Source organism: Nitrospirillum pindoramense, from assembly GCF_007827955.1.
In the GTDB taxonomy this organism is placed as follows: Bacteria; Pseudomonadota; Alphaproteobacteria; order Azospirillales; family Azospirillaceae; genus Nitrospirillum; species Nitrospirillum amazonense_B.
In genome coordinates, this window is the sequence record NZ_VITR01000013.1 from 129,699 (window position 1) to 152,787 (window position 23,089).

Below are 23,089 nucleotides of genomic sequence, written 5' to 3' on the forward strand. Positions count from 1 at the left end.
CTGCCGTCCCGCAGGGTTGGCGCATCTTGGGCGGCGGCGGGGTGCCCCGCAAGCGGGAAGGGACGGCCGCGACGTCGCGCCCCCCTCCTTCCGATACAGCGCTTGGTCTGCGTTTGATTCCCGGGCCCGACGTTGCTACAGTCCCGCCAGATGTCCTTGTACTCCCGGAATAAGGGTAAGGCATTGGAAAGAAATCAAAAATTATCGATCCTGTTCGTCTGCACGGGCAATATCTGCCGCTCCCCCACCGCGGAGGGGGTGGTGCGTCGCCGCCTGGCGTTGGATGGCCTGGGCGACCAGGTGGCGGTGGCCAGCGCCGGCACCCACGGCTATCACGTGGGGGAGGCGCCCGACATCCGGGCGGTGGAGGCGGCGCGCCATCGCGGCGTGGACCTGTCCGCCCTGCGCGCCCGCCGGGTGGATGCCGATGATTTCCAGCGCTACGACATGGTGCTGGCCATGGACCGCGAGCATCTGGACTTCCTGCGCCGACTGGCGCCGCCCCAGCATCGGGACCGGGTGCAGCTGTTCCTGGACTACGCCCCCGACCATAAGGGCCATGACGTGCCCGACCCCTATTATGGCTCGGAAGACCAGTTCGACACGGTGCTGGACCTGATCGAGGCGGCGGCCGACGGCCTCCTGGACGAGGTTCACCGCCGGCTGGGGCGCAAAGCGGGCTAGGGAAACGGACTCGGCTTGGCGGGCCGGGGGCGCTATACCTAAGGGCCCCATCGTTCCCGCCCTACCGGATTTAGTGCCGTGCCCGACACCAACGATACCGCATCCCCGGCGTTCCCCGCCCAGGGCGTCACGCCCATGATGGCGCAGTACCTGGAGATCAAGGCCCAGCATCCGGGCGCCCTGCTGTTCTACCGCATGGGTGATTTCTACGAGATGTTCTTCGACGACGCGGTGGCCGCCGCCCGTGCGCTGGACATCACGCTGACCAAGCGCGGCCTGCATCTGGGGGAGGAGATCCCCATGTGCGGCGTGCCGGTGCACTCGCACGAGAACTATCTGTCACGCCTCATCCGCCTGGGCTTCCGCGTCGCCATCTGCGAGCAGACCGAGGACCCGGCGGAGGCGCGCAAGCGCGGTGGCAAGGCGGTGGTGCGGCGCGAGGTGGTGCGCGTCGTCACCCCCGGCACCATCACCGAGGATGGCCTGCTGGACGCCCGGTCCAACAACTACCTGGCCGCCTTGGCCGAGGTGGGTGGCGCGCTGGGCCTGGCCTGGTTGGACCTGTCCACCGGTGAGCTGACCCTGCAGCCGGTGGAGCGCGCGGCCCTGCCGGCGGCGTTGGCCCGGCTGGCCCCCGGTGAGCTGCTGGTGTCCGAACGCCTGACCCAGCAGCCGGAGCTGTTCGAGCTGTGGGCCGAATGGCGCGACCAGCTGACGGTGCAGCCCAATGCCCGGTTCGACAGCGAGAACGGCCGCCAGCGCCTGCTGGACCTTTACGGGGTGGGCACGCTGGACGCCTTCGGCAGCTTCAGCCGGGCGGAGGTGGCGGCCGCCGGCTCCCTGGTCGATTATGTGGAACTGACGCAGAAGGGCCGGGTGCCCCGCCTGGACCGGCCGCGCCGCCTGGCGCTGGGCGCAGTGATGGAGATCGACCCGGCCTCCCGCCGCAACCTGGAACTCAGCCGCACGCTGACGGGTGAGAAGCGCGGCAGCCTGTTGGGGGCCATCGACCGCACCGTCACCGGCGCCGGCGCCCGCCTGCTGGCGGCCCACCTGGCCTCCCCCCTCACCGATCCGGCCGCCATTGGCCGCCGTTTGGACACGGTGGCCTATTTCGTGGAGCAGGGCGGCTTACGGGCCGACATCCGCGCCCACCTGGGCCGGGCGCCGGACATCGAGCGCGCGCTGTCCCGCCTCAGCCTGGGCCGGGGCAGCCCGCGCGACCTCGCGGGCGTGCGTGACGGCCTGGGCCGCGCCCGCGACATCTGCGACACCTTCCCGGCCGAGGCGCTGCGCGGCGCCCTGGAACCGCCGCTCCCCCCCGGGCTGCTGGACGCCCTGCACGGCGTGAAGGTGCCGGCCGAGCTGGTGGCCAAGCTGGCGACGGCCCTGGGTCCGGACCTGCCGCTGAACGCCCGCGACGGCGGCTTCATCGCCCAGGGCTATTCGGCCCCCCTGGACGAGTTGAAGGAGTTGCGCGACGACTCGCGTCGTCTGATCGCCAACCTCCAGGCCCGCTATGCCGGGGATACGGGCATCAACACCCTGAAGATCCGGCACAACAACGTGCTGGGCTATTATATCGAGGTCACCGCCCAGCACGGCGACAAGCTGATGGCGGCGGAGCAGCGCGGCACCTACATCCACCGCCAGACCCTGGCCAACGCCATGCGCTTCACCACGGTGGAGCTGTCGGACCTGGAACGCCGCGTGGCGGAGGCGGGTGACAAGGCGCTTGCCCTGGAATTGGCCCTGTTCGAGGAGCTGACCCAGGCGGTGCTGGCCAAGGCAGACGACATCGCCTCGACCGCGCAGGCGCTGGCGTCGCTGGACGTGGCGACCTCGCTGGCCGACATCGCGGTGGAATGCCGCTGGTGCCGCCCTGTGGTGGACGACAGCCGGGAGTTCCGCATCGTGCGCGGCCGGCATCCGGTGGTGGAGGCGGCGCTGGTGGCCGCCGCCAGCGGGCCCTTCGTGGCCAACGACTGCGACCTGTCGGACGCCAACCGCCTCTGGCTTCTGACCGGCCCCAACATGGCCGGTAAGTCGACCTTCCTGCGCCAGAACGCCCTGGTGGCGGTGCTGGCGCAGATGGGCAGCTTCGTGCCCGCCGACGCCGCCCACATCGGCGCCGTCGACCGGCTGTTCAGCCGCGTGGGCGCCGCCGACGACCTGGCGCGCGGGCGTTCCACCTTCATGGTGGAAATGGTGGAGACGGCGGCCATCCTGAACCAGGCCACGGGCCGCAGCCTGGTCATCCTGGATGAGATCGGGCGCGGCACCGCCACCTTCGACGGCCTGTCCATCGCCTGGGCGGCGGTGGAGCACCTGCACGAGGTCACGCGCTGCCGCGCCCTGTTCGCCACGCATTACCATGAGCTGACGACCCTGTCGTCCAAGCTGCCGTCGCTGGCCTGCCACACCATGCGCATCAAGGAATGGCAGGGCGACGTGGTGTTCCTGCACGAGGTGGCCGCCGGCGCCGCCGACCGCAGCTACGGCATTCACGTCGCCCGTCTGGCCGGGCTGCCGGCCACGGTCATCAACCGGGCGGAAGAGGTGCTGGCCATCCTGGAAGCGGGCGACCAGGGCAGCGCCGTGACGCGGCTGGCCGACGACCTGCCCCTGTTCAGCGCGCCCGTGCGCCGGGCGCCAGAGCCCGCCGCCGCCCCGCCGCCGGAGTCGCCGGCGCTGGCGGCGCTCAAGGTCCTCAGCCCGGACGAGCTGACGCCGCGCCAGGCGCTGGAGGAACTGTACCGCTTGAAAGGGCTGGCGTAGCCCGCGCCCGCCCCCCCGCCAGGGTGGCCGTCACTCTTTCGGCAGTGGGGGGGGCGGCAGATGGGGCGCGTCTTCCGGCTTGGTCACGTCCACGAAGTCGCCGTCGATGACGGTGGTCGGCCGCGCCGGAGTGCCGGGTCCGGGGCCGGTGGACGTGGTGCGGACGGTGAAGGTGGCGCCCGACAGGCGCTGCGCCTGACCCAGCAGGGCACGGCGCACGGGCGGGATCAGCAGGGCGGCGCCCGCCAGGTCGCTGATGAAGCCCGGCACGGCGAATAGCACGCCGGCGGTGGCCAGGCATAGGCCATCCCACGCCTCCACCACCGGGGCCTGGCCCGGTCCCAGGCCGGCGGCCTTGCGCAGGGCGTCCAGCCCCTGGCGCTGCACCAGCCACAACCCGACGATGGTGGACAGCACCACCAGGGCCACGGTGCCCAGCACGCCCACCTTCTCCCCCACCCAGGCGAAGGCGGCGATTTCCGCCAGCAGATAAGCGATGAGCAGAAGGGGAAGGCGCATAAGCTTGCTCTTTCTCCAAGCGCCCCCTATCTACAGCAGGAGGGCCGGCGGTGATGACTGTCCGGTCTTAACATGGTGGGGCGAGGGCCCGCTATCCAGTCTCCGGCTTGAGGCTGATACGCGGGTTTATTCAAGCGCCGGAGGTTCGAAGTCTACGATGGGCGACAACTCCTACTTCTTCGAAATCATCATCTTCGCGATGATCGCCGTGTTCCTGGCCTATCAGCTGCACAAGGCGCTGGGCCGCAAGACCGGTGAGGAGCGTGAGCGCCCCAACCCGTTCACCGTGGTGCCGCCCCCGCAAGGCCCCTCCGCTCCTGGGACCGCGCCCGGATCGGCCCATGGCGCCCGTCCGCCGGCCTTCCAGGTGGGACCGGCCCCGGTGATCGAGGGAACGGCCCGCGACCTCACCCCGCCCGACTATGATGGCCCCCTGTCGCTGGAGGCTGGCCTTGCCCGCATCCACCAGGCCGATCCCAGCTTCGACGAACGCCATTTCCTGAAGGGGGCGGAAAGCGCCTTCGCCATCATCGTCGATGCCTTCGCCCGGGGCGACACGAATGCCTTGCGGCCCTTGCTGGCCGATGCCGTCTACAACGACTTTGCCAAGGCCATCCAGGCGCGCGCCCAGGCGGGCGAGACGCTGGAGGCGCACATCCAGGCCTTCGACGCCGTGGACATGGTGCAGGCCCGGTTGCTGCAGGGCCAGGCCCTGTGCACGGTCAAGTTCATCACGCACCAGACCAACGTCACCCGTGATGCCCAGGGCCGCGTGGTGGACGGCGACGCCAACACCCCGGCGGAGGTGGTGGATATCTGGACCTTCGCCCGCGACACCAAGTCGTCCGACCCGAACTGGCGCCTGGTCGAAACCCGGGTCGCCTGATAAGCGGCGTGCATCCAGCGGCGCGAGTCGCGGGGCAAATAGCGATGCGGTTCGCGCATCCGGTGTTTCCTTCGGGCGGCGATCCGTTTTAAGGTCCGGCTCGACCTGATCCAGCCGTCTCGCGAGGAACCTTTGCCCATGCCGTGCCGGCCTGTTCTCGCCCGCGTGGCGCGCGGGGTGATGGGTGCCCTGCTGTCGCTGACCGCCGCCTGTTCGCTGTTCACCACGGAAGAGCCCGCAGCCCCGCCGGTCCCGGCCCCGGGCGCCAAGCTGGTGTTGCAGCCCGCGACATACGCGGACCTGCCCGGCTGGCAGGCGGACCGGGTGTCCGAGGCGCTGCCCGCCCTGCTGCGATCCTGCGAGAAGATGCTGCGCCAGACCACGGGGGTGGCCGGCAAGCCGCAGGACTGGAACGCCCCCTGTTCCGCCCTGAAGAACCTGCCGCCGGCAAACGAGGCCATGGCGCGCGCCGCGCTGGAACGCTGGTTCCAGCCCTGGCGCGCCACCGACAACGGCAACCCGGACGGCCTGTTCACCGGCTATTACGAGGCGGAGCTGCGCGGCAGCCGCACGCGCCACGGCCGCTACACCGTTCCCCTGTACCGTCGCCCGCCCGACCTGGTGATGGTCGACCTGGGCGAGTTCCGGGACAGCCTGAAGGGCCAGCGCATCGCCGGCCGGGTCGCGGACGGCAAGCTGAAGCCCTATGAGGACCGCCGCCGCATCGACGCGGGCGCCCTGACCGGCAAGGGGCTGGAGCTGGTGTGGCTGGACGACGCCGTCGACGCCTTCTTCCTGCACATCCAGGGCTCCGGCCGGGTGGTGCTGGAGGGGGGCGGCGAGATGCGCGTGGCGTATGACGGCCAGAACGGCTGGCCCTATGTCGCCATCGGCCGCCAGATGGTGGCGGACGGCAAGCTGGACCGTGATGGCGTGACCATGCAATCCATCCGCGCCTGGCTGGCCGCCAATCCGGGCCAGGCCCAGGCCACCATGGAAGGCAACCCGTCCTATGTGTTCTTCAAGGCGCTGGAGGGGGACGGCCCCCTGGGCGCCGAGGGCGTGGCGTTGACGCCCGGCCGCTCGCTGGCGGTGGATCACACCCATGTCCCCTATGGCCTGCCCGTCTGGCTGGATGTCACTGACCCGGAGGACAGCGACAAGCGCCTGTCCCGCCTGATGGTGGCGCAGGACACGGGCGGCGCCATCCAGGGCCCCGTGCGCGGTGACGTCTTCTGGGGCCATGGCCCCCAGGCGGAGCAGCGCGCCGGCCTGATGAAAAGCCGGGGCGGCTATTGGCTGCTGCTGCCGCGCACGGTGACGCCGCCGGCGGTTACGGTCCCGGTTGCTGCGGTGCCGACTGGGCCGGCGTCATGACCCGGCAGCGGCGGGCGCCGACGTCGGATGAAATCCGCCTGTGGCGCGAGGTGATGCGCGACGCCGCCCCCTTGCGCCGGTCGGGCGCCTTGCCGCCGCCGCCACCGGCACCGCCCGTGGCCGAACCGCCTCCGACCCCATCCCCCGCCCCGGCATCCGTCAAACCGCCGGTAAAGCCGGTCCCGGCGCCCCTGGCCCATCCGCCCCTGGTCTTCGGCGCCCGCGCGGGCCTGGATCGCCGCACCGACGACCGCCTGCGCCGCGGGCAGCTGGTCATCGACGGCCGCCTGGACCTGCACGGCATGACCCAGGCGGAGGCGCACGGCGCCCTGAACGCCTTCGTCGTCCGCGCCCACCGCGAGGGCCGCCGCACCCTGTTGATCATCACCGGCAAGGGCTCCGGCGGCACGCACCTGGGGACGGACCGGGAAAAGGGCATCCTGCGGGTGGCCGTGCCCCGCTGGCTGGCGGAGGCGCCATTGCGCCCCCTGGTGCTGGCTATCCGCCACGCCCAGCCCCAGCATGGCGGAGGCGGCGCGCTCTATGTCCTGTTGAAGCGCCAGCGCCCATGACCCCGTTCGGTCAGCGGATGCGCGACCTGCGCGAGCGGCATGGCCTGTCGCTCAAGGACATGGCCGCCGCCCTGCACATTTCCTCCGCCTACCTGTCGGCCCTGGAGCATGGCCGCAAGGGCACGCCGTCGCCCATGCTGGTGCGCCAGATCTGCGGCTATTTCGGCATCATCTGGGATGAGGCGGAGGAGATGGAGCGCCTGGCTCAGCTGTCCGACCCGCGCGTGGTGGTGGACACCAGCGGCCTGCATCCCAAGGCCACGCTGGCCGCCAACCGCCTGGCCGAACGCATCGGCCGGATGGATGAGGCGACGCTGGACCGACTGCTGGCGCTGATCGGGGCCCCCTGACCCGATACCCCCTTTGCCGTCGCGCGGTTTCATGCGACGAAACAGACCCTGCGGTGAAACGGGGCAGCCCTGCGGTCGATTCCACTCGAACGCCGGCGGTCGCTCGGTTTAGAATGTTTATAGTTTCCCGCCCTCACCGGGGCCGGCCCACCCTTCCGTTTTTCCACCATTCCGATTTCTGGGAGCGTCCCCATGCCATCGCGTCTTGAACAGCTTTGCATCCAGAAGGGCCTCAAGATGACCGAGCAGCGGCGGGTGATCAGCCGCGTGCTGTCCGAGGCCATGGACCACCCGGATGTGGAGCAGGTGTACCGCCGCGCCGTGGAGATCGACCCCAACATCTCCATCGCCACGGTCTACCGCACCATGCGGCTGTTCGAGGAAGCCAACGTCATCGAGCGGCTGGACTTCGGTGACGGCCGCGCCCGGTACGAGGAAATCCGGGATGAGCACCACCACCACCTGATCGACCTGCAGTCGGGTGAGGTGATCGAGTTCCGCAGCGAGGAGCTGGAGCGCCTGAAGGAAAAGGTGGCGGCCGAGCTGGGGTATGAATTGATCGGCCACCGGCTGGAACTGTACGGCGTGCCCCTGAACCGCGCCAAGCGGTCCTGACGCGCGTCCGAAAGGTCCGGCCCCATGGTCTGCCGCGACAATCCCCCTGCCGACTGCTGCCGTCCCGCCGTGGTGCGGGCCTATCAGGAGATGCGCGGCCGGGGGCAGCCGGAAAAGTTCTGCCTTGAGGCGGCGATCACCGTCTATCGCTATCACCACCCCAGCCCGGACAACCTTCCGCCAGAGGTGATGGCCATGGTGACGGGCTGGGTGCACGACGGTCCCCGGCACTGACGGCGCCCGCCGCCGCCTCCCTTGTTGACGTTTGACAGCACCCTGCCCCTGCGCCCCTTGCACTGGTCAAGGCGTTCGGCCGCCCGTATGGTCCGGCGCCATCAGCAGCCCCCCAGCAGAGGCGACGCCCCATGATTCCGCGTTACAGCCGCCCCCAGATGGTCAAGATTTGGGAACCCGAGAATCGGTTCCGGATCTGGTTCGAGATCGAGGCCCATGCCTGCGACGCGCAGGCCGAGTTGGGCGTCATCCCCAAGGAGGCGGCCGCCGCGGTGTGGGAGCGCGCGAAGTGGGACGTGGCCCGCATCGATGAGATCGAGCGCGAGACCAAGCACGACGTCATCGCCTTCCTCACCAACCTGGCGGAGCATGTCGGCCCCGAGGCCCGCTTCGTCCACCAGGGCATGACCTCCAGCGACGTGCTGGACACCTGCCTGGCGGTGCAGCTGAAAGAGGCGACCGACCTGCTGCTGGCGGACATGGACGCCCTGCTGGCCGCCTTGGCGCGCCGGGCGCAGGAGCACAAGTACACCCCCAGCATCGGCCGCAGCCATGGAATCCATGCCGAGCCGGTGACCTTCGGCCTGAAGCTGGCCGGCCACTACGCCGCCTTCAAGCGCGGCCGTGACCGCCTGGCCGCCGCCCGGGATGAGATCGCCACCTGCGCCATCTCCGGCGCCGTCGGCACCTTCGCCAACATCGATCCCCGGGTCGAAGAGCATGTGGCGGCCAAGCTGGGCCTGACGGTGGAGCCGATGTCCACCCAGGTCATCCCGCGCGACCGCCATGCCATGTACTTCGCCGTGCTGGCGGTCATCGCCGCCAGCATCGACAACCTGGCGACCGAGGTCCGCCACCTGCAGCGCAGCGAAGTGCGCGAGGCCGAGGAATATTTCAGCCCAGGGCAGAAGGGCTCGTCGGCCATGCCGCACAAGCGCAACCCGGTGCTGTCGGAAAACCTGTCGGGCCTGTCCCGCCTGATCCGCAGCCACGTGGTGCCCGCGCTGGAGAACGTGACCCTGTGGCATGAGCGCGACATCAGCCATTCCTCGGTGGAGCGCGTCATCGCCCCCGATGCCACCATCGCGCTGGACTTCGCCCTGTCCCGCCTGACCGGCATGATCGACAAGCTGGTGGTCTATCCGGAAAACATGCAGCGCAACCTGGATATGCTGGGCGGCCTGCACAACAGCCAGCGCGTTCTGCTGGCCCTGACCCAGGCCGGCATGAGCCGCGAGGACGCCTATCGCGCCGTGCAGCGCAACGCCATGCCGGTGTGGCTGGAAGGCAAGGACTTCCGCACCCTGCTGAAGGCCGACGCCGACGTGGCCAAGCACCTGACGGCTGACCAGATCGACGGTGCCTTCGACCTGGACTACCACACCAAGCACGTCGACACGGTGTTCAAGCGCGTGTTCGGGGAGTAGTTTTTGGTATTCCCTCAGGCGGCGGGCGCGGGCGTCCGCCCGCTTGCCTTATCCTCGTTTTCCAGTCCTCTGATGGTTCCCGGAAAACTCCGGCGGACCCGGTCGCGTCCCACAGCGGCATGGAATGCCGCTGGTTAAACACAAACAAAAAAGGGGCGGTCCCGCGTGGGGACGCCCCTTTTTAATTCCTGTGATCCCTTGGGCGGATCAGGCGCTCATCATCTGCTGGCGGGCCACTTCCAGCGTGTGCTCCATCTCCTTCTCCACGCGGTGGGCGGAGATGTCGACGCCCTTGGCGGTGAAGTCGGCCATGATGCGGGCCAGGATGTCCTGGTGGCCAGGCTCCTTCAGGTCTTCCGACACCATTTCCTTGGCATAGGCGGCGGCCTCGTCGCCCGTCAGGCCCAATTGCTCGGCAGCCCATTCGCCGACCAGGCGGGCGCGGCGGACGTAGATGCGGAACAGCAGTTCCTCGTCATGCTTGAACTTGGCCTCGAAGGCCTGTTCGCGTTCGTCAAACGTCGTCATCGCTATTCCTCGAAGCGCAGCTCTGGGTGGTTTGGATTTCCCCCGGCAGCCTTATATATCGGGTGGTCGCTTTCGGTCTACATCCCCCGGGGCCACGCGTCGCACCCTGGCCCATTGCGCCTGGGAACATCGCCCCGTGGGAAGGCCCATACCCTGTCAGGTGCCATCATCCCATGTGCAGTGTCATCCTTCTCCGCCGTCCGGGTCACGCTTGGCCCCTGATCGTCGCCGCCAACCGCGATGAGATGAATGATCGCCCCTGGCTGCCCCCCGCCCGCCATTGGCCCGACCGGCCGGAGGTGGTGGCCGGCAAGGATGAGCTGGCCGACGGCAGTTGGTGCGGGCTGAACGATACCGGGGTGCTGGCCGCCATATTGAACCGCGAGGGCACGCTGGGCCCGGCGGCGGGCAAGCGGTCGCGCGGGGAGCTGGTGCTGGAGGCCCTGGATCATGCCGACGCCCCGATGGAGGCGCTGTCTGACCTGGACACCCGCGCCTACCGCCCCTTCAACCTGTTGCTGGCCGACAACCGCGACGCCTGGCTGTTGGAACACACGGGCGAGGCGGGACGCACCCGCGTGCGGGTGACCCCCATTCCCGAAGGGGTCTCCATGATCACGGCGCGGGGCCTGAACGCCGCCGACTGCCCTCGTACCCGGCGCTACCGTCCCCTGTTCGCCGCCGCCCCGGCGCCCGATCCCGAGACGGTCGCGTCTTCCGGTTCGTGGGGGCCGGAATGGGAAATGCTGCTGGCCAGCCGGATCAGCGGGGACGGTGATGACCCGCGGGAGGCTATGTGCATTGTCGTGCCGCCCATCGAGGGGAGGGGCAGCTTCCAGACCACCAGCAGTTCCCTCATTGCCCTGCCGGCCATGGACCGGCCCGGCGTGCCGCCCCGCTGGCGCTTCGCCGCCGGGCGGCCGGACCTGGTGCCCTTCCAGGACCTGGATTTGGGTTGATCGCCCTATCCGTATAGGCGCCCGGCGTGGGGCGTGGGGTGGCTGGCGTTGTACAGAACCCCATTGCTTGCTATATCCTCGCCATATCAGGGCCGGCCTTTGGGCGCGGGCGTTCCGCTATGCGCACGTTCGCCCGATGCCGCCCGCATCCGTTCGTTCGAAAGAAGTGATCCCATGTCTCGACGCCGGCGGATCTACGAAGGCAAGGCCAAAGACCTGTTTGAAGGGCCCGAGCCCGGCACGCTGGTTCAGTACTTCAAGGATGATACGTCCCATGAGCACAAGAAGGGCGTCATCACCGGCAAGGGCGTGCTGAACAACCGCATCTCCGAATACCTGATGACCCGCCTGGGTGAGATGGGTGTGCCCACCCACTTCGTCCGCCGCCTGAACATGCGCGAGCAGCTGGTGCGCGAGGTCGAGATCATCCCGGTCGAGGTAGTGGTGCGCAACGTCGCCGCCGGCTCGCTCAGCAAGCGCTTCGGCATTCCCGAGGGGACGCAGCTGCCCCGGTCCATCATCGAGTTCTATTACAAGTCCGACGAACTGGGCTGCCCCATGGTGTCGGAGGAGCACATCACCGCCTTCGGCTGGGCGGGCCCCCAGGATCTGGACGACATGCTGTCGCTCAGCCTGCGCATCAACGACTACCTGTCCGGTCTTTTCCTGGGCACGGGCCTGAAGCTGGTGGACTTCAAGGTGGAGTTCGGCCGGCTGTGGGACAATGACGAGATGCGCATCGTCCTGGCCGACGAGATCAGCCCGGACAATTGCCGCCTGTGGGACATCAAGACCAACGAGAAGCTGGACAAGGACCGCTTCCGCCAGGATCTGGGCAAGGTCGAGGAGGCCTATCAGGAGGTGGCGCGCCGCCTGGGCATCCTGCCCGAGGGCGGACCCGGCGACGTCAAGGCGCCCAAGCTGATGCAGTGAGTTCGGTCCGGGGGCGGTTTCGCCCCCGGGCTTTTTCATATCCCCGTTCGCGTAAAACTAGCCAGGAAGAGCATCGATCATGAAGGCCAAGGTTACCGTCACGCTGAAGCACGGCGTCCTCGATCCCCAGGGCAAGGCCATTGGCCACGCCCTGCAGACCCTGGGCTTCGACGGCGTGGGCGAAGTCCGTCAGGGCAAGCTGATCGAGCTGGAACTGGAAGAGACCGACGCCGCCAAGGCCAAGGCCGCGGTGGAGGCCATGTGCCAGCGCCTGTTGGCCAACACGGTCATCGAAAACTACGCCATCGAACTGGTGTGACCAGACCAGCGGCATGAGAGACAACTCATGCCGTAGGCTCCGACCGGAGCCGCCGCAGCATTCCGGGAAGCGTCAGCGGACCGGGATGCGAGGATAAGCCAAGGCGGACGGATGTCCGCCGCCCGGCGTCTGAGGGAGCCTTTGATCCGCCAAGGATCAGAGGCCCCTTAGCGGATGACAGCCGGCGTCAGTCCGGCGATGAAATAGCCCAGCGCCCGATCGAACGCGGCGTCGGCGCTTTCTCCCAGGATGCCGGCCAGGGCCGCCGCCATCAGCGGCGCCTCGGGGCCCACCTCCGGCGCGATGTCGCCGTTGCGGTCGGGCGCGTCCATGGCGCGCGCCTGTTCCTCCAGCACCCATCCCACGACGAAGCGCGACAGCGCCACCACGATGGACAGTGCGTCCGCCGGTGCGAAGCCGTGTCCGCATAACAGGCGCAGTTGCGCTTCCACCAAGGGGATCTGCTCCCGCGCGGGGCCCGTGCCGGCATGCACGCGGGCGCCGTCGCGATAAGCCAGCAGGGCGTGGCGGAAGCTGCGGGCGTTGAGGGTCAGCCAGGACCGCCAGTCGGCCTCCGCCTCGGGCGGCCAGATATGCTTGTGCCGCGCCAGCATGGCCACGGCCATGGCGTCCAACAGCGCGCGCTTGTTGCGGAAATGCCAGTACAGCGTGGGGGACTGCACGCCCAGGCGCGCCGCCAGCAGGCGGGTGCTGAGCCCGTCCATGCCCACCTCGTTCAACAAATCCAAAGCCGCGCGCACCACCGTATCGCGGGTCAACCTGCCTTCTGGCCGCATGCCGTCCTCCGTTCCCGCTTGACTCTCTATCATCGATAGGGAAAATGCAACCCTATCGGTGATAGAGAGTAAGGCGTGGCCGTCATGAACAAGGCGCTGTCTGTGGTTTTCCTGGCTGTGGCGCTGGATGCGGTGGGTATCGGCATCATCATGCCCATCTTGCCGGGGCTGTTGCGCGAGCTGGCGGGGACGGACGACGTGGCGCCGCTGTACGGCCTGCTGCTGGCGGCCTTCGCGCTCATGCAGTTTTTCTGCGCCCCGGTCCTGGGCGCCCTCAGCGACCGCTACGGACGGCGGCCCATCCTGCTGCTGTCGTTGGCCGGTGGGGCGCTGGACTATCTGGCCTTGGCTTGGTCGCCCAACCTCTGGGTCGTCGCCGCCGGGCGCATCCTGGCCGGCGTCACCTCCGCCAACATGGCGGTCATCACCGCCTATATCACCGACACGACGGAGGGGGCGGGGCGGGCCAAGCAGTACGGGCGCATGGGGGCCGCCTTCGGCATCGGCTTCATCGCCGGCCCGGCGCTGGGCGGGCTGCTGGGCATGGTGTCATTGCGGGCGCCCTTTCTGCTGGCGGCCGGCCTGACCGCCCTGAACTTCCTGCTGGCCTTGCTGGTGCTGCCGGAGTCGCGCCGGGCTTCGGCGGCGGAACGCAAGCCTATCACCCTGGGGGCGCTGAACGCGCTTGCGTCCCTGCGCTGGGTCGTCACCGTGCCGGTGCTGGCGCGGCTGCTGGTGGTCTACGTCCTGGCGGAGGCGGCGGGCCAGCTGGCCGGTTCCCTGTGGGTATTGAACGGCCAGGACCGTTTCGCCTGGGACGCGGCGGTGGTGGGATGGTCGCTGGCCGCCTACGGCCTGCTGCACGCCCTGGCGCAATCCTTCGTGACCGAGCCGGTGATCCGCCGGCTGGGGGAGAGGGGGGCCTTCATCCTGGCGGCGGTGGCCGACGCCGTCGCCTACATCGTCATGGCCTTCGCCACCCATGGCTTGGCCGTTTTCCTCATCATGCCGCTGTTCTCCCTGGGTGGCATTATCGAGCCCGCGCTGCAGGCGCTGATGTCCTTCCGGGTGGGCGCGAGCCGGCAGGGGGAGTTGCAGGGCACGCTGGCGGCGCTGGGCAGCCTGGTGGGAATCGGCGGTCCCCTGGCCTTCACCGCCGTCTATGGCGCCACCCGGACCAGCATGCCCGGTGCCGTCTGGCTGCTGGGCGTTCTGGCCTACGCCGTCGCCGTCCCGCTGCTGCCCAGTCGCAAGGCGTTGGCGCCAACAGAACCATCCGCTGAGGCGCCGTCGGGGGAATGAGGGCGGGCTTTACCGCTCCCCCTCCGCGTGCTTCAGCAGGTTGTCACGCAGGCGGCTCACGGTCTTTTGCACTGTCTTGAATTCCTCCGGCGTCAGGCCGCTGGCCTGCACCAGGGTGCGCTGGCCTCCTTTTTCCCGAAGGTTCCGGCCGGCGGGGGTCAGGCTGACCCGCACCTGGCGTTCGTCCGCTGGGTCGCGCTGGCGCTGCAGATAGCCCAGCGACTCCAGTTTTTTCAGGATGGGCGTCAGGGTGTTCGACTCCAGGAACAGCTTCTCGCCCAGGCCGCTGACCGTCTGGTCGTCCTGCTCCCACAGGGCGACGATTGTGATCCACTGGGTATAGGTGACGCCCAGTTCGTCCAGGATCGCCTTGTAGGCGCGGCCGTATGCCAGATTCGCGGAATAGACGGCGAAGCACAGGAAGTCCGCCAGCTTGGGCAGGGAGGCGGGGGGAGCCACCTCATCCGGTGGGGGGGCGGGGGGCTTGGGGGCATCCGGGTGGGTCATCGGTGTTCTTTCCAAAGGGGGGAACGGACGGCGTCCCGCCTCTGTCGTCGATATAGCACGGATGCGATTAAATCGGGAATTGACGGGCACTTGAAGACGATCTATTAAAGCGTATCCGATTAAAGCGGATACGCTCATCATAAGGATGATCCCCATGGCCTCCCTCATCCTGGCGTACCTGGCGGGTGTGCTGACCTTTGCCGCCCCCTGCATCCTGCCCCTGCTGCCCATCGTGGTCGCCCCTGTGGTTTCCTGCCGTCCGGGGCGCGGCTTTCACGCCCTGCCGCTGCTGCTCGGCCTGGCGGTGGCCTTCGCCGTTTCCGCCAGCTTGGCGGCCGCAGGTGGCTGGGCGGTGGCGGCCAACCAATATGGCCGGGCCGTGGGCTTGGCCCTGGTCACCCTGTTCGGCTTGGCCATGATCTGGCCGGCCCTGGCCGACCGCCTGGCCGCCCCGCTGGTGACGGTGGGCGCCCGTTTGGCCGCCCGGTTCAACACTGGCGCCGACCGCACGGTCGTCTCATCCCTGGTGCTGGGGCTGGCCACGGGCCTGGTGTGGGCGCCTTGCGCCGGGCCGGTGCTGGGCCTGATCCTCAGCGCCGCCGCCCTGCGCGGGCCGGGGCTGCACACCACCCTGCTGTTGTTCGTCTACGCCCTGGGTGCCGCCACGCCGCTGGCCATCGTGATGGCCGGGGGCGGGCGGCTGATCCGCGCGCTGCCCCCGGCCGCCTCCCGCTGGACGGAGGGTCTGCGCAGGCTGGTGGGCGGGGCGGTGGTGGCCACGGCGGTGATGGGCGCCGCCGGCCTGGACAGCCGCCTGTTCCTGGGCGTGCCGTCGCTGGCGACCGACAAGGTGGAACGGGCGCTGGTCAAAGTGCTGGGCTTCCACCCGTTCGGCGCCGCCCAGGCGGCGACCCTGGCCGCCACCCCGCCTCTGACCGGCCCCCTGGCCGACGTGCTGAAGGCCAAGGCCTGGGTCAACACCCCGGGCCTGACGGCGGACGCCCTGCGTGGCCATGTGGTGCTGGTGAACTTCTGGACCTATTCCTGCATCAACTGCCTGCGCGCCTTGCCCCATGTCCGCCAATGGGCGGCGCAGTACAAGGACCGGGGCCTGGTGGTCGTGGGTGTCCACACCCCGGAATTCGCCTTTGAGCGGGATGTCGACAACATCACCAGGGCCGCCGCCACCCTGGACGTGACCTACCCCGTGGCGGTGGACAGCGATTATCGCATCTGGCGCGCCTTCGACAACCAGGCCTGGCCGGCCCTGTACGTGGTGGGCGCCGATGGCCGCGTCCTCTACCAGGCCTTCGGGGAGGGCGACTACGACAAGACGGAACGCGTCATCCGCAAGGCGCTGGCGGATGCCCTGGCCGCACCCGTTACCCAAGACCCCGTTACCCAAGACCCCGCTGCCCAAGGCCCTGCCGGCCGGGCCCCCGTACCCGCGGTCCAGGGTGAGGGCACGCAGGCCGCCGCCGACCTCAACGACCTGGGCTCACCCGAAACCTATGTGGGGTATGGCGAAGGCCAGCGCTATTCCGGTGGCGATGACATCGTGGCCGATGCCCCCGCGCGTTATCGCCCCGCCGCCAACTTGCGCCTGAACCGCTGGACCCTGGCGGGCGATTGGACGGTGGGCCGGGAATTCGCCACCGTCGGCCAGGCCGGGGCCCGCATCGCCTACCGCTTCCATGCCCGCGATCTGCACCTGGTGCTGGCGCCGGGCGCCGATGGCCAGCCCATCCGCTTCCGGGTGCGCATCGACGGCGCCGTCCCTGGCGCCGACCACGGCACCGATGTGGACGCCGACGGCATGGGCACGGTGCGCGCCGCCAAGCTCTATCAGCTGGTCCGCCAGTCCGGCCCGGTGGCCGATCACACCTTCGAGATCGAGTTCCTGGACCCCGGTGCCCGTGCCTACGCCTTCACCTTCGGCTGATCCGCCCTATTCCCCGCCAATTTCCGTTACCGGAGACCCCTCCCATGTCCGCCCCTGTGGTCAATCTGGCCCGCCGCCGCCTGTTCGGGGCCGCTGCCGCCATCGCCGCCGCCCAGTTCGGCCTTCTCACCAGTGCCAAGGCGGCTGCCGCTGAAAAGGCCCCACCGGCCCCATCCGGACCCCTCAAGGTCTTCACGGGCCTGAGGCAGGTGGCCGCCGGCCCGCTGTCCATCGGCTATGTCGATGCCGGGCCGGCCCAGGGCCCTGTCGTCATCCTGCTGCACGGGTGGCCCTATGACATTCACGCCTTCATCGACGTGGTGCCGTTGCTGACGGCGGCGGGCCACCGCGTCATCGTGCCCCACCTGCGCGGCTTCGGCACAACCCGCTTCATTTCAGGCCAGACCTTGCGCAATGGCGAACCCGCGGCGCTGGCCGCCGACGTCATCGCCTTGATGGACGCGTTGGAGATCGACAAGGCCGTGATCGCCGGCTTCGACTGGGGCGCCCGCTCCGCCGACATCGTGGCCGCCCTGTGGCCGGAGCGGTGTCGCGCCCTGGTATCGGTCAGCGGTTATCTCATCGGCAGCCAGGAGGCGGGGCGCAAGCCGCTGCCGCCCCAGGCGGAACTGTCCTGGTGGTACCAGTTCTACTTCGCGACGGAGCGGGGCCGGCAGGGCTACGAGTCCAACCGTTTGGACTTCAATCGGCTGATCTGGCGACTGGCCTCCCCGAAATGGGGCTTTGATGAGGCCACGTACCAGCGCTCGGCCGCCGCCTTCGACAACCCGGACCATGTCGCCATTGTCATTCACAATTACCGCTGGCGCCTGGGCTTGGCGGAGGGCGAGGCGCACTACGCGGCGTTGGAGCGCCAGCTGGCCGCCGCCCCCGTCGTCGCTGTCCCCACCATCACGCTGGAGGGCGACGCCAACGGCGCTCCGCATCCCGAGCCCGCCGCCTATGCCGCCAAGTTCACCGGCCCCTACGCCCACCGGCTGGTCACGGGCGGCATCGGCCACAACCTGCCACAGGAGGCGCCGCAGGCCTTCGCGCAGGCGGTGCTGGATGTGGTGACGCTGTAGAGCGTGATCGCTTCAGGTGGCGTCACCTGAAGCGATCACACGACAAACCAAATGCTTAATGTCTTTCCGGCGATTCTATTCAAATCGGAAAGACATTAAATCAGCCCCTGCGCCCGAAAGCTGAAGTGCCGGCCCCGGCCGATGACCAGATGGTCGTGCACCGATATCTCCAGGGCCTTGGCGGCCTCCACGATGGCCTTGGTCATCTGGATGTCCGCCCGGCTGGGGCTGGGATCGCCGCTGGGGTGGTTGTGCACCAGGATGACGCCGCTGGCGCCCAGTTCCAGCGCGCGCTTCAACACCTCACGCGGGTAGGCCGCCGTCTGGTTGACCGTGCCGCGCTGCTGCACCTCGTCGCGCAGCAGCGCGTGCCGGCCGTCCAGGAACAGCACGCGGAACTGCTCCACCGGTTCGTGCGCCAGGGCGCCTTGGCAGTAGTCCAGCAACTTCTCCCATGACGACAGCACCGGCCGGTCCAGCAACTCCCGCCGCGCCATGCGCAGGGCGGCGGCGGCGACCACCTTGATGGCGCCGATGGCGGCGTCGCTCAGCTTGAATTCGTCGCGCAGGGTGGCCACTGGCGCCGACACCAAGCCCCAGAACGATCCGAAGCGGCCCAGCAGCTGCTTGGCCAGCGGCTTCACGTCACGCCGGGGTATGGCCTGGAACAACAGCAGCTCCACCAGCTCATAGTCCTGCAGGGCCTCCGGACCCTGGGTGAGGAAGCGGTCGCGCAGGCGGTCGCGATGGCCATGGTAGTGCGGGGGCGGCTCCTTCGCGGCCGGCGCCGCCAAATCGAGGTCCAATACGGCGTTGTTGTCCTGGTCGCGGCCCATGCCCATCCCCCCACTCTCGCGCCTTGGCAGTATAGGCGGTGGGCAGTTCGCCTGCCAGTGGCCGGCAGGAAACGAGGGGCGCGACCAACGCCCGGTAAATCCTGCCTGTCCACCGTGTCCGGACATGCCCGGACGGACAAGGCGGACACGGCGGACATAGGGGCGCGACTCGCCGGGAGCCGTCGTGGGGCAGCTTGGCGCCCATCTGGCACGTCTATTGCTTCGGAGGTACTCCGCCCGCCGAGAGGAGTTCCGCCGCGATGCACGACCCCATTCCCCTGTCCGCCGCCAAGACGCTCCGCGCTGAAAAATCGGCGGCTGTGGCGGAAGATCGTGGGTGGGAGCGCCTGCCCGGCATTCCCTTGGTGGAAGAAGAGCGCCTCAGCCGCTACGCCCTGTCCCTGGGGCATGGCCCGGTGTCGGAGATCCTGGTGCTTTATGCCGAATGCTTGGTGGATGCCGGTGCGGCGTTGGAACAAGCGTTGCAAGAGGCAGCACCGGAGGCCGTCCGTCATTACGCCTATCTGCTGACGGGGGCGGCGGCGGAGATGGGAAACCCCCGGCTGGCCCATATCAGCCGCTTCCTGGCGCGCCGCGCGACCCAGGGCGTGGCGGAGGCGGAGGCCCTGGGCTCGTTGCGCCAGGTGCTGGCCCATACCCAGGCCGCCGTGAGCGATTTTCTGGACCGGCACGTCCGGGGCGGGCAGGGGCAGGCGGTGCGCGCCTGAAACAGAAAACCCCGCCCGGTGGTGCCGGGCGGGGCTCTCGTCACACGCTGTCGCGGAACAGCGGTGTCAGGCCTTGGCCGCATAGGGCGGGCGGTGGAAGCCGGCAGGGGACAGGGTGAAAATCTCACAGCCGTCCTTGGTCACGCCCACGGTGTGCTCGAACTGCGCCGACAGGCTCTTGTCCTTGGTCACGGCGGTCCAGCCGTCGGATAGGATCTTCACGTCATAGCGGCCGATGTTGATCATGGGCTCGATGGTGAAGATCATGCCTTCCTTCAACTCCGTGCCCTGGCCGGGCTTGCCGAAATGCAGGACGGACGGGGCGGTGTGGAACACCTTGCCCACGCCGTGGCCGCAGAAGTCGCGCACGACGGAGAAGCGGTTAGCCTCGGCGAAGGTCTGGATGGCGTGGCCGATGTCGCCCAGGGTGGCGCCGGGGCGCACCGCCTGGATGCCGCGCATCATGGCCTCATACGTCACGTCCACCAGCTTGCGCGCCTTCAGGGGCACGTCGTCGCCCACGAAGAACATGCGGCTGGTGTCGCCGTACCAGCCGTCGACGATGACGGTGACGTCGATGTTGGCGATATCGCCCTTCTGCAGCCGCTTGTCGCTGGGAATGCCGTGGCAGACCACATGGTTGACGGAAATGCAGCAGGATTTGGGATAGCCGCGATAGCCCAGGGTGGCCGACGTGGCGCCATGGGCCTGCGTCCACTCCTCGCACAGCCGGTCGATCTCCTCCGTCGCCACGCCGGGCACGACGAACGGGGTCAGGTAGTCCAGCAGCGCGGCGGCCGTCTGGCCGGCCTTGCGCATGGCGGCGAAGCCGTCCGCGCCGTGAATGACGATGCCGCGGTCTTCCAGTTCGTACTCTTCATCCGCGGTGGCGGTCGCTTCGCCTCTGTTCATGCTCTCGAATCCATGCCTTCGGGGGCGGGCCTTGCCCAGCCTGACACCCCTCGCCAAACATACCCGGCTAAACACCGGGGCCCGGCCGCCGAACGGCGCCGGACATACGGTTCCGAACTTAGGCGCGCCAAGGCGGGACGGCAAGGCAATCCGGGGCAGGGCAGGCTCCCGAATCGGCGCCCCGCGCCGGTTGGCGGCGGGCGATTTCCCCCTATAATCGGGCCATGCCCCCCCGCGAGGAAAGCCTGCCCCCATGACCGACGTCGCCGCCAGCACCGTGCCCACCGCCTGCCTGATCATCATCGGCAATGAGATCCTGTCCGGGCGCACCCAGGACGTGAACCTGAACCATCTGGCCAAGGTGCTGGGTGGCCTGGGCGTGCGCCTGAAGGAGGCGCGGGTGGTGGCGGACGACGAGGCGGCGATCATCGAGGCGGTGAACCAGGCCCGCGCCCGCCACACCTACGTCTTCACCACCGGCGGCATCGGGCCCACCCATGACGACATCACGGCGGCCTGCGTGGCCAAGGCCTTCGGCGTGCCCCTGCTGCGCGATCCCGAGGCGGTGCGCCGGCTGGAGGCGCACTACGCCGGCACGGGCCGGGAATTGAACGAGGCGCGGCTGCGCATGGCCAACGTGCCCCAGGGCGGCATCCTGATCGACAACCCGGTGTCGGCGGCCCCCGGCTTCCAGATCGGCAACGTTTTCGTCATGGCGGGCGTCCCCTCCATCATGCAGGCCATGCTGGCCGGCCTGACGAACCGCCTGGTGGGCGGCCCGGTGGTGCTGGCCCGCACCGTGCGCTGCCTGGTGGGGGAGGGGGAGTTGGCCGGCGGCCTCAGCGCCATCCAGGACCGCTATGCCGACGTGGACATCGGCAGCTATCCCACCTATCGCGAGGGCCGCTTCGCCACCAGCCTGGTGCTGCGCAGCCCGGACGCGGCCCGCTTGGCCGCCGCCACCGACGAGGTCGCGGCCCTGGTGCGCGGCATGGGGGCGGATGCCGAGGTGGTGGAGGGGGCGGCCTGACGGGGACGTCCTCCTCCGCATGCGTAACCGGTCTTGCCCTGGCGGCCCCACCTCCGCTAGGGTCCCTCCCGGCCTCGACCCTGGAACGCCCGCTTGGCGGAATTGGTAGACGCAAGGGACTTAAAATCCCTCGCCCTCACGGGCGTGCCGGTTCGATCCCGGCAGCGGGCACCAGGGGTGGGGCCGTCTCTCCCTTAGGTCACTGCTCCCGGTCTTCCGCCATGTCCTCGGCCAGTTCGCTGGCCAGGTCGACGAACAGGCCGGGGTCGACGGTCAGGCCCTGAGCCTCGTTGATGCGCACGAAGATGCGCCAGGCATGCAGGATGGCCACGTCCAGGATGGTGTCGTCGGCCTCTTCCGAATGCTTGTCGGTGATCCCCCGTTCCTCCAGGGCCGCCTTGATATCGATATCGGCGGCTTCCAGCACGGCTTCCATGGCACGCTTATGGGGGGTGGACATGGTGGCAACTCCTTGAATAACAATCAGATGCTTAAGGGTGGTGCGCCCGGCCGCGCGCCATGGCGATGGCCGGTGCCGCCGCCATCATAGCGGATGGGGCGGGCGCCATGCCATGCGCGGGATTGCGTCCCGGTTCAAGCGGAATCCGGGGCCGAATCCAGTGACCGAGTCCGGTGCTGTGGAAAAGGGGGATGATGTGGCGCGTGCCTTGCGTTTCCTGGCTGGGCCCGAGGCCATGGCCCGCCTGCGCCGTGACGGCGTGTCGGATGAGCTGTTCGGCACCGTGGCGGGGGCGTCCGGCGGGCCGAAGTGGCTGGCGCTGACTCGCCTGGACCGGGCCATCCTGGCGCGCTGGTTCCGGGGGCGCACCCGGCCGCTGGCCATGGTGGGCAGCTCCATCGGCAGCTGGCGCTTCGCCGCCATGGCGCGGCAGGACCCGGCCACGGTGCTGCGCCGGTTCGAGGAAGCCTACCTGGCCTACGTCCCCTCCGACGCCACCATGCCCACCCTGACGCGGGAAAGCCGCGCCTTCCTGGACATCATCCTGGGCTCGCCGTCCGGCGCTCATGACGGTGACCGCAGGGGCGCGCGGGAAATCCTGTCCCACCCGGCCATGCGCCTCTCCGTCCTGGCGGTGCGGGGGCGGGGGCCGCTCAGCGCCCGCCATCCCGCCTGGGTGGGGGCGGGCATCGGCGCGGCGGGATTGGCCAACCTGGTCAGCCGCCGCAGCCTGTCCCTGTTCTTTCAGCGCACGCTCTTCGCCGACCCGCGCGCCGCCGACCCCTTCGACTTGGGGGCCGGCTTCCCCACCCGGCGCGTACCGCTGACCCCGGCCAACCTGGCCGATGCCCTGATGGCCTCGGGCGCCATCCCCTTCCTGTTCGAGCTGGTGCGCGACATCGGCGGGGCCAGGCCCGGCGCCTATATGGACGGCGGCATCATGGACTATCACCTGGATATTCCGTTCGTGGCGGAGACGCCGGGCAGCGACCTGGTGCTGTTCCCCCATTTCGGGGCCAAAGTGGTGCCGGGCTGGTTCGACAAGGCCCTGGCCTGGCGCCGCCCGGCGGCCACCTCGCTGTCCCGCACCCTGTTGCTGTGCCCGTCGGAGGAATTTCTGGCGTCCTTGCCCCATGGCAAGATTCCCGACCGGCGCGATTTCAAGGCGCTGCCCCCCGCCGAGCGCCAGCGCTACTGGCGCCAGGCCGTGGCCGAAACCGACCGCCTGGCCGACGAATTCCTGGACGCCGTCGACCGCGACCGCATCCCGGATTTGCTGGAGCCGTTGCAGCGCTGAATGGCTGCCGCC

General features: G+C 69.2%; 25 protein-coding genes and 1 tRNA gene. 19 read left to right on the plus strand and 7 right to left on the minus strand.

What is annotated here, in order from left to right; all coding sequences use genetic code 11:
• The first annotated feature begins 183 nt into the window (after window positions 1-183).
• Window positions 184-684, plus strand: coding sequence for a low molecular weight protein-tyrosine-phosphatase (locus FBZ90_RS20680; RefSeq protein WP_246130596.1), 501 nt, complete (start codon window positions 184-186; stop codon window positions 682-684).
• Between the two features lie 135 nt (window positions 685-819).
• The gene (gene mutS, locus FBZ90_RS20685; protein WP_145734955.1) at window positions 820-3,462 is read left to right on the plus strand and encodes a DNA mismatch repair protein MutS; all 2,643 of its coding nucleotides are present in this window, start codon (window positions 820-822) and stop codon (window positions 3,460-3,462) included.
• A 30-nt stretch (window positions 3,463-3,492) separates the two neighbouring features.
• Here mutS and FBZ90_RS20690 read toward each other — a convergent pair whose 3' ends face one another.
• On the minus strand, window positions 3,493-3,981 hold the full coding sequence (locus tag FBZ90_RS20690) for an FxsA family protein (RefSeq protein ID WP_145734878.1): 489 nt from the start codon (window positions 3,979-3,981) through the stop codon (window positions 3,493-3,495).
• A gap of 157 nt (window positions 3,982-4,138) precedes the next feature.
• Between FBZ90_RS20690 and FBZ90_RS20695 the strand changes: the two genes are divergently transcribed.
• From FBZ90_RS20695 to purB, 7 genes are all read left to right on the plus strand, one after another.
• The gene (locus FBZ90_RS20695) at window positions 4,139-4,867 is read left to right on the plus strand and encodes a Tim44/TimA family putative adaptor protein (protein WP_145734879.1); all 729 of its coding nucleotides are present in this window, start codon (window positions 4,139-4,141) and stop codon (window positions 4,865-4,867) included.
• Between the two features lie 138 nt (window positions 4,868-5,005).
• Window positions 5,006-6,244 (plus strand): murein transglycosylase A, encoded by a 1,239-nt coding sequence (gene mltA / locus FBZ90_RS20700; protein ID WP_145734880.1) that lies wholly within the window; start codon window positions 5,006-5,008, stop codon window positions 6,242-6,244.
• Window positions 6,241-6,816 (plus strand): Smr/MutS family protein, encoded by a 576-nt coding sequence (locus tag FBZ90_RS28715; protein ID WP_145734881.1) that lies wholly within the window; start codon window positions 6,241-6,243, stop codon window positions 6,814-6,816. The genes mltA and FBZ90_RS28715 overlap by 4 nt, the downstream gene beginning before the upstream one ends.
• Window positions 6,813-7,166 (plus strand): helix-turn-helix domain-containing protein, encoded by a 354-nt coding sequence (locus tag FBZ90_RS20710; protein WP_145734882.1) that lies wholly within the window; start codon window positions 6,813-6,815, stop codon window positions 7,164-7,166. The genes FBZ90_RS28715 and FBZ90_RS20710 overlap by 4 nt, the downstream gene beginning before the upstream one ends.
• 192 nt (window positions 7,167-7,358) lie before the next feature.
• Window positions 7,359-7,781 carry a Fur family transcriptional regulator gene (locus FBZ90_RS20715; protein ID WP_044564144.1) on the plus strand — a complete coding sequence of 141 codons (423 nt, stop codon included), beginning with the start codon at window positions 7,359-7,361 and terminating at the stop codon, window positions 7,779-7,781.
• A 24-nt stretch (window positions 7,782-7,805) separates the two neighbouring features.
• A complete protein-coding gene (locus FBZ90_RS20720; protein WP_145734883.1) occupies window positions 7,806-8,015 on the plus strand; it encodes a hypothetical protein in 210 nt (69 codons plus the stop codon).
• A 131-nt stretch (window positions 8,016-8,146) separates the two neighbouring features.
• Window positions 8,147-9,442 (plus strand): adenylosuccinate lyase, encoded by a 1,296-nt coding sequence (gene purB, locus FBZ90_RS20725; RefSeq protein WP_145734884.1) that lies wholly within the window; start codon window positions 8,147-8,149, stop codon window positions 9,440-9,442.
• 207 nt (window positions 9,443-9,649) lie between these two features.
• Here purB and FBZ90_RS20730 read toward each other — a convergent pair whose 3' ends face one another.
• Entirely contained in the window at window positions 9,650-9,970 is a 321-nt protein-coding gene (locus FBZ90_RS20730; protein ID WP_145734885.1) for a DUF1476 domain-containing protein, read from the minus strand.
• A 173-nt stretch (window positions 9,971-10,143) separates the two neighbouring features.
• Here FBZ90_RS20730 and FBZ90_RS20735 point away from each other — a divergent pair, with 173 nt between their 5' ends.
• The 3 genes from FBZ90_RS20735 (at window position 10,144) to purS (ending at window position 12,181) form a co-directional block, all read left to right on the plus strand.
• On the plus strand, window positions 10,144-10,929 hold the full coding sequence (locus FBZ90_RS20735; protein WP_145734886.1) for an NRDE family protein: 786 nt from the start codon (window positions 10,144-10,146) through the stop codon (window positions 10,927-10,929).
• A gap of 174 nt (window positions 10,930-11,103) precedes the next feature.
• A complete protein-coding gene (purC, locus tag FBZ90_RS20740) occupies window positions 11,104-11,862 on the plus strand; it encodes a phosphoribosylaminoimidazolesuccinocarboxamide synthase (protein ID WP_145611017.1) in 759 nt (252 codons plus the stop codon).
• Window positions 11,863-11,941: 79 nt separating this feature from the next.
• Window positions 11,942-12,181: a phosphoribosylformylglycinamidine synthase subunit PurS gene (purS, locus tag FBZ90_RS20745; protein ID WP_145734887.1), complete on the plus strand. Its 240-nt coding sequence runs from the start codon at window positions 11,942-11,944 to the stop codon at window positions 12,179-12,181.
• Window positions 12,182-12,348: 167 nt separating this feature from the next.
• Here the strand turns inward: purS and FBZ90_RS20750 are convergent, their stop codons facing one another.
• Window positions 12,349-12,978: a TetR/AcrR family transcriptional regulator C-terminal domain-containing protein gene (locus tag FBZ90_RS20750; RefSeq protein WP_145734888.1), complete on the minus strand. Its 630-nt coding sequence runs from the start codon at window positions 12,976-12,978 to the stop codon at window positions 12,349-12,351.
• Window positions 12,979-13,062: 84 nt separating this feature from the next.
• On the opposite strand from FBZ90_RS20750, the gene FBZ90_RS20755 reads away from it, so the two are divergent.
• A complete protein-coding gene (locus tag FBZ90_RS20755) occupies window positions 13,063-14,280 on the plus strand; it encodes a TCR/Tet family MFS transporter (RefSeq protein ID WP_145734889.1) in 1,218 nt (405 codons plus the stop codon).
• Between the two features lie 9 nt (window positions 14,281-14,289).
• On the opposite strand, the gene FBZ90_RS20760 is transcribed toward FBZ90_RS20755, so the two are convergent.
• Window positions 14,290-14,787 carry a MarR family winged helix-turn-helix transcriptional regulator gene (locus FBZ90_RS20760; RefSeq protein ID WP_145734890.1) on the minus strand — a complete coding sequence of 166 codons (498 nt, stop codon included), beginning with the start codon at window positions 14,785-14,787 and terminating at the stop codon, window positions 14,290-14,292.
• A gap of 154 nt (window positions 14,788-14,941) precedes the next feature.
• Here FBZ90_RS20760 and FBZ90_RS20765 point away from each other — a divergent pair, with 154 nt between their 5' ends.
• Entirely contained in the window at window positions 14,942-16,729 is a 1,788-nt protein-coding gene (locus FBZ90_RS20765; protein ID WP_145734891.1) for a redoxin family protein, read from the plus strand.
• A 44-nt stretch (window positions 16,730-16,773) separates the two neighbouring features.
• Window positions 16,774-17,814 (plus strand): alpha/beta fold hydrolase, encoded by a 1,041-nt coding sequence (locus tag FBZ90_RS20770; protein ID WP_145734892.1) that lies wholly within the window; start codon window positions 16,774-16,776, stop codon window positions 17,812-17,814.
• A 95-nt stretch (window positions 17,815-17,909) separates the two neighbouring features.
• On the opposite strand, the gene radC is transcribed toward FBZ90_RS20770, so the two are convergent.
• Window positions 17,910-18,656 carry a RadC family protein gene (gene radC, locus FBZ90_RS20775; RefSeq protein ID WP_145734893.1) on the minus strand — a complete coding sequence of 249 codons (747 nt, stop codon included), beginning with the start codon at window positions 18,654-18,656 and terminating at the stop codon, window positions 17,910-17,912.
• A gap of 254 nt (window positions 18,657-18,910) precedes the next feature.
• Here radC and FBZ90_RS20780 point away from each other — a divergent pair, with 254 nt between their 5' ends.
• A complete protein-coding gene (locus FBZ90_RS20780; protein ID WP_145734894.1) occupies window positions 18,911-19,378 on the plus strand; it encodes a hypothetical protein in 468 nt (155 codons plus the stop codon).
• Between the two features lie 66 nt (window positions 19,379-19,444).
• Here FBZ90_RS20780 and map read toward each other — a convergent pair whose 3' ends face one another.
• Complete coding sequence (map, locus tag FBZ90_RS20785; protein ID WP_145734895.1) at window positions 19,445-20,290, minus strand: type I methionyl aminopeptidase; 846 nt, start codon at window positions 20,288-20,290, stop codon at window positions 19,445-19,447.
• A 253-nt stretch (window positions 20,291-20,543) separates the two neighbouring features.
• On the opposite strand from map, the gene FBZ90_RS20790 reads away from it, so the two are divergent.
• On the plus strand, window positions 20,544-21,320 hold the full coding sequence (locus FBZ90_RS20790; protein ID WP_145734896.1) for a competence/damage-inducible protein A: 777 nt from the start codon (window positions 20,544-20,546) through the stop codon (window positions 21,318-21,320).
• An 87-nt stretch (window positions 21,321-21,407) separates the two neighbouring features.
• Window positions 21,408-21,494 (plus strand) — tRNA-Leu (locus FBZ90_RS20795).
• A 25-nt stretch (window positions 21,495-21,519) separates the two neighbouring features.
• Here FBZ90_RS20795 and FBZ90_RS20800 read toward each other — a convergent pair.
• Window positions 21,520-21,780, minus strand: a complete 261-nt coding sequence (locus tag FBZ90_RS20800) for a hypothetical protein (protein WP_145734897.1) — start codon at window positions 21,778-21,780, stop codon at window positions 21,520-21,522.
• Between the two features lie 196 nt (window positions 21,781-21,976).
• On the opposite strand from FBZ90_RS20800, the gene FBZ90_RS20805 reads away from it, so the two are divergent.
• Complete coding sequence (locus tag FBZ90_RS20805) at window positions 21,977-23,077, plus strand: patatin-like phospholipase family protein (RefSeq protein ID WP_186455960.1); 1,101 nt, start codon at window positions 21,977-21,979, stop codon at window positions 23,075-23,077.
• The last annotated feature ends 12 nt before the right edge of the window (window positions 23,078-23,089 follow it).

Bases quoted from the DNA above. Each gene is read 5' to 3' on its own strand.
- purC (WP_145611017.1), top strand. From the start codon at position 11,104: ATGTCTCGACGCCGGCGGATCTACGAAGGCAAGGCCAAAGACCTGTTT.
- FBZ90_RS20720 (WP_145734883.1), top strand. From the start codon at position 7,806: ATGGTCTGCCGCGACAATCCCCCTGCCGACTGCTGCCGTCCCGCCGTG.
- FBZ90_RS20770 (WP_145734892.1), top strand. From the start codon at position 16,774: ATGTCCGCCCCTGTGGTCAATCTGGCCCGCCGCCGCCTGTTCGGGGCC.
- FBZ90_RS20710 (WP_145734882.1), top strand. From the start codon at position 6,813: ATGACCCCGTTCGGTCAGCGGATGCGCGACCTGCGCGAGCGGCATGGC.
- purB (WP_145734884.1), top strand. From the start codon at position 8,147: ATGATTCCGCGTTACAGCCGCCCCCAGATGGTCAAGATTTGGGAACCC.
- purS (WP_145734887.1), top strand. From the start codon at position 11,942: ATGAAGGCCAAGGTTACCGTCACGCTGAAGCACGGCGTCCTCGATCCC.
- mltA (WP_145734880.1), top strand. From the start codon at position 5,006: ATGCCGTGCCGGCCTGTTCTCGCCCGCGTGGCGCGCGGGGTGATGGGT.
- FBZ90_RS20690 (WP_145734878.1), bottom strand. From the start codon at position 3,981: ATGCGCCTTCCCCTTCTGCTCATCGCTTATCTGCTGGCGGAAATCGCC.
- map (WP_145734895.1), bottom strand. From the start codon at position 20,290: ATGAACAGAGGCGAAGCGACCGCCACCGCGGATGAAGAGTACGAACTG.
- FBZ90_RS20760 (WP_145734890.1), bottom strand. From the start codon at position 14,787: ATGACCCACCCGGATGCCCCCAAGCCCCCCGCCCCCCCACCGGATGAG.
- radC (WP_145734893.1), bottom strand. From the start codon at position 18,656: ATGGGCATGGGCCGCGACCAGGACAACAACGCCGTATTGGACCTCGAT.
- mutS (WP_145734955.1), top strand. From the start codon at position 820: ATGATGGCGCAGTACCTGGAGATCAAGGCCCAGCATCCGGGCGCCCTG.
- FBZ90_RS20715 (WP_044564144.1), top strand. From the start codon at position 7,359: ATGCCATCGCGTCTTGAACAGCTTTGCATCCAGAAGGGCCTCAAGATG.
- FBZ90_RS20735 (WP_145734886.1), top strand. From the start codon at position 10,144: ATGTGCAGTGTCATCCTTCTCCGCCGTCCGGGTCACGCTTGGCCCCTG.
- FBZ90_RS20780 (WP_145734894.1), top strand. From the start codon at position 18,911: ATGCACGACCCCATTCCCCTGTCCGCCGCCAAGACGCTCCGCGCTGAA.
- FBZ90_RS20765 (WP_145734891.1), top strand. From the start codon at position 14,942: ATGGCCTCCCTCATCCTGGCGTACCTGGCGGGTGTGCTGACCTTTGCC.
- FBZ90_RS20695 (WP_145734879.1), top strand. From the start codon at position 4,139: ATGGGCGACAACTCCTACTTCTTCGAAATCATCATCTTCGCGATGATC.
- FBZ90_RS20800 (WP_145734897.1), bottom strand. From the start codon at position 21,780: ATGTCCACCCCCCATAAGCGTGCCATGGAAGCCGTGCTGGAAGCCGCC.
- FBZ90_RS28715 (WP_145734881.1), top strand. From the start codon at position 6,241: ATGACCCGGCAGCGGCGGGCGCCGACGTCGGATGAAATCCGCCTGTGG.
- FBZ90_RS20750 (WP_145734888.1), bottom strand. From the start codon at position 12,978: ATGCGGCCAGAAGGCAGGTTGACCCGCGATACGGTGGTGCGCGCGGCT.
- FBZ90_RS20730 (WP_145734885.1), bottom strand. From the start codon at position 9,970: ATGACGACGTTTGACGAACGCGAACAGGCCTTCGAGGCCAAGTTCAAG.
- FBZ90_RS20755 (WP_145734889.1), top strand. From the start codon at position 13,063: ATGAACAAGGCGCTGTCTGTGGTTTTCCTGGCTGTGGCGCTGGATGCG.
- FBZ90_RS20790 (WP_145734896.1), top strand. From the start codon at position 20,544: ATGACCGACGTCGCCGCCAGCACCGTGCCCACCGCCTGCCTGATCATC.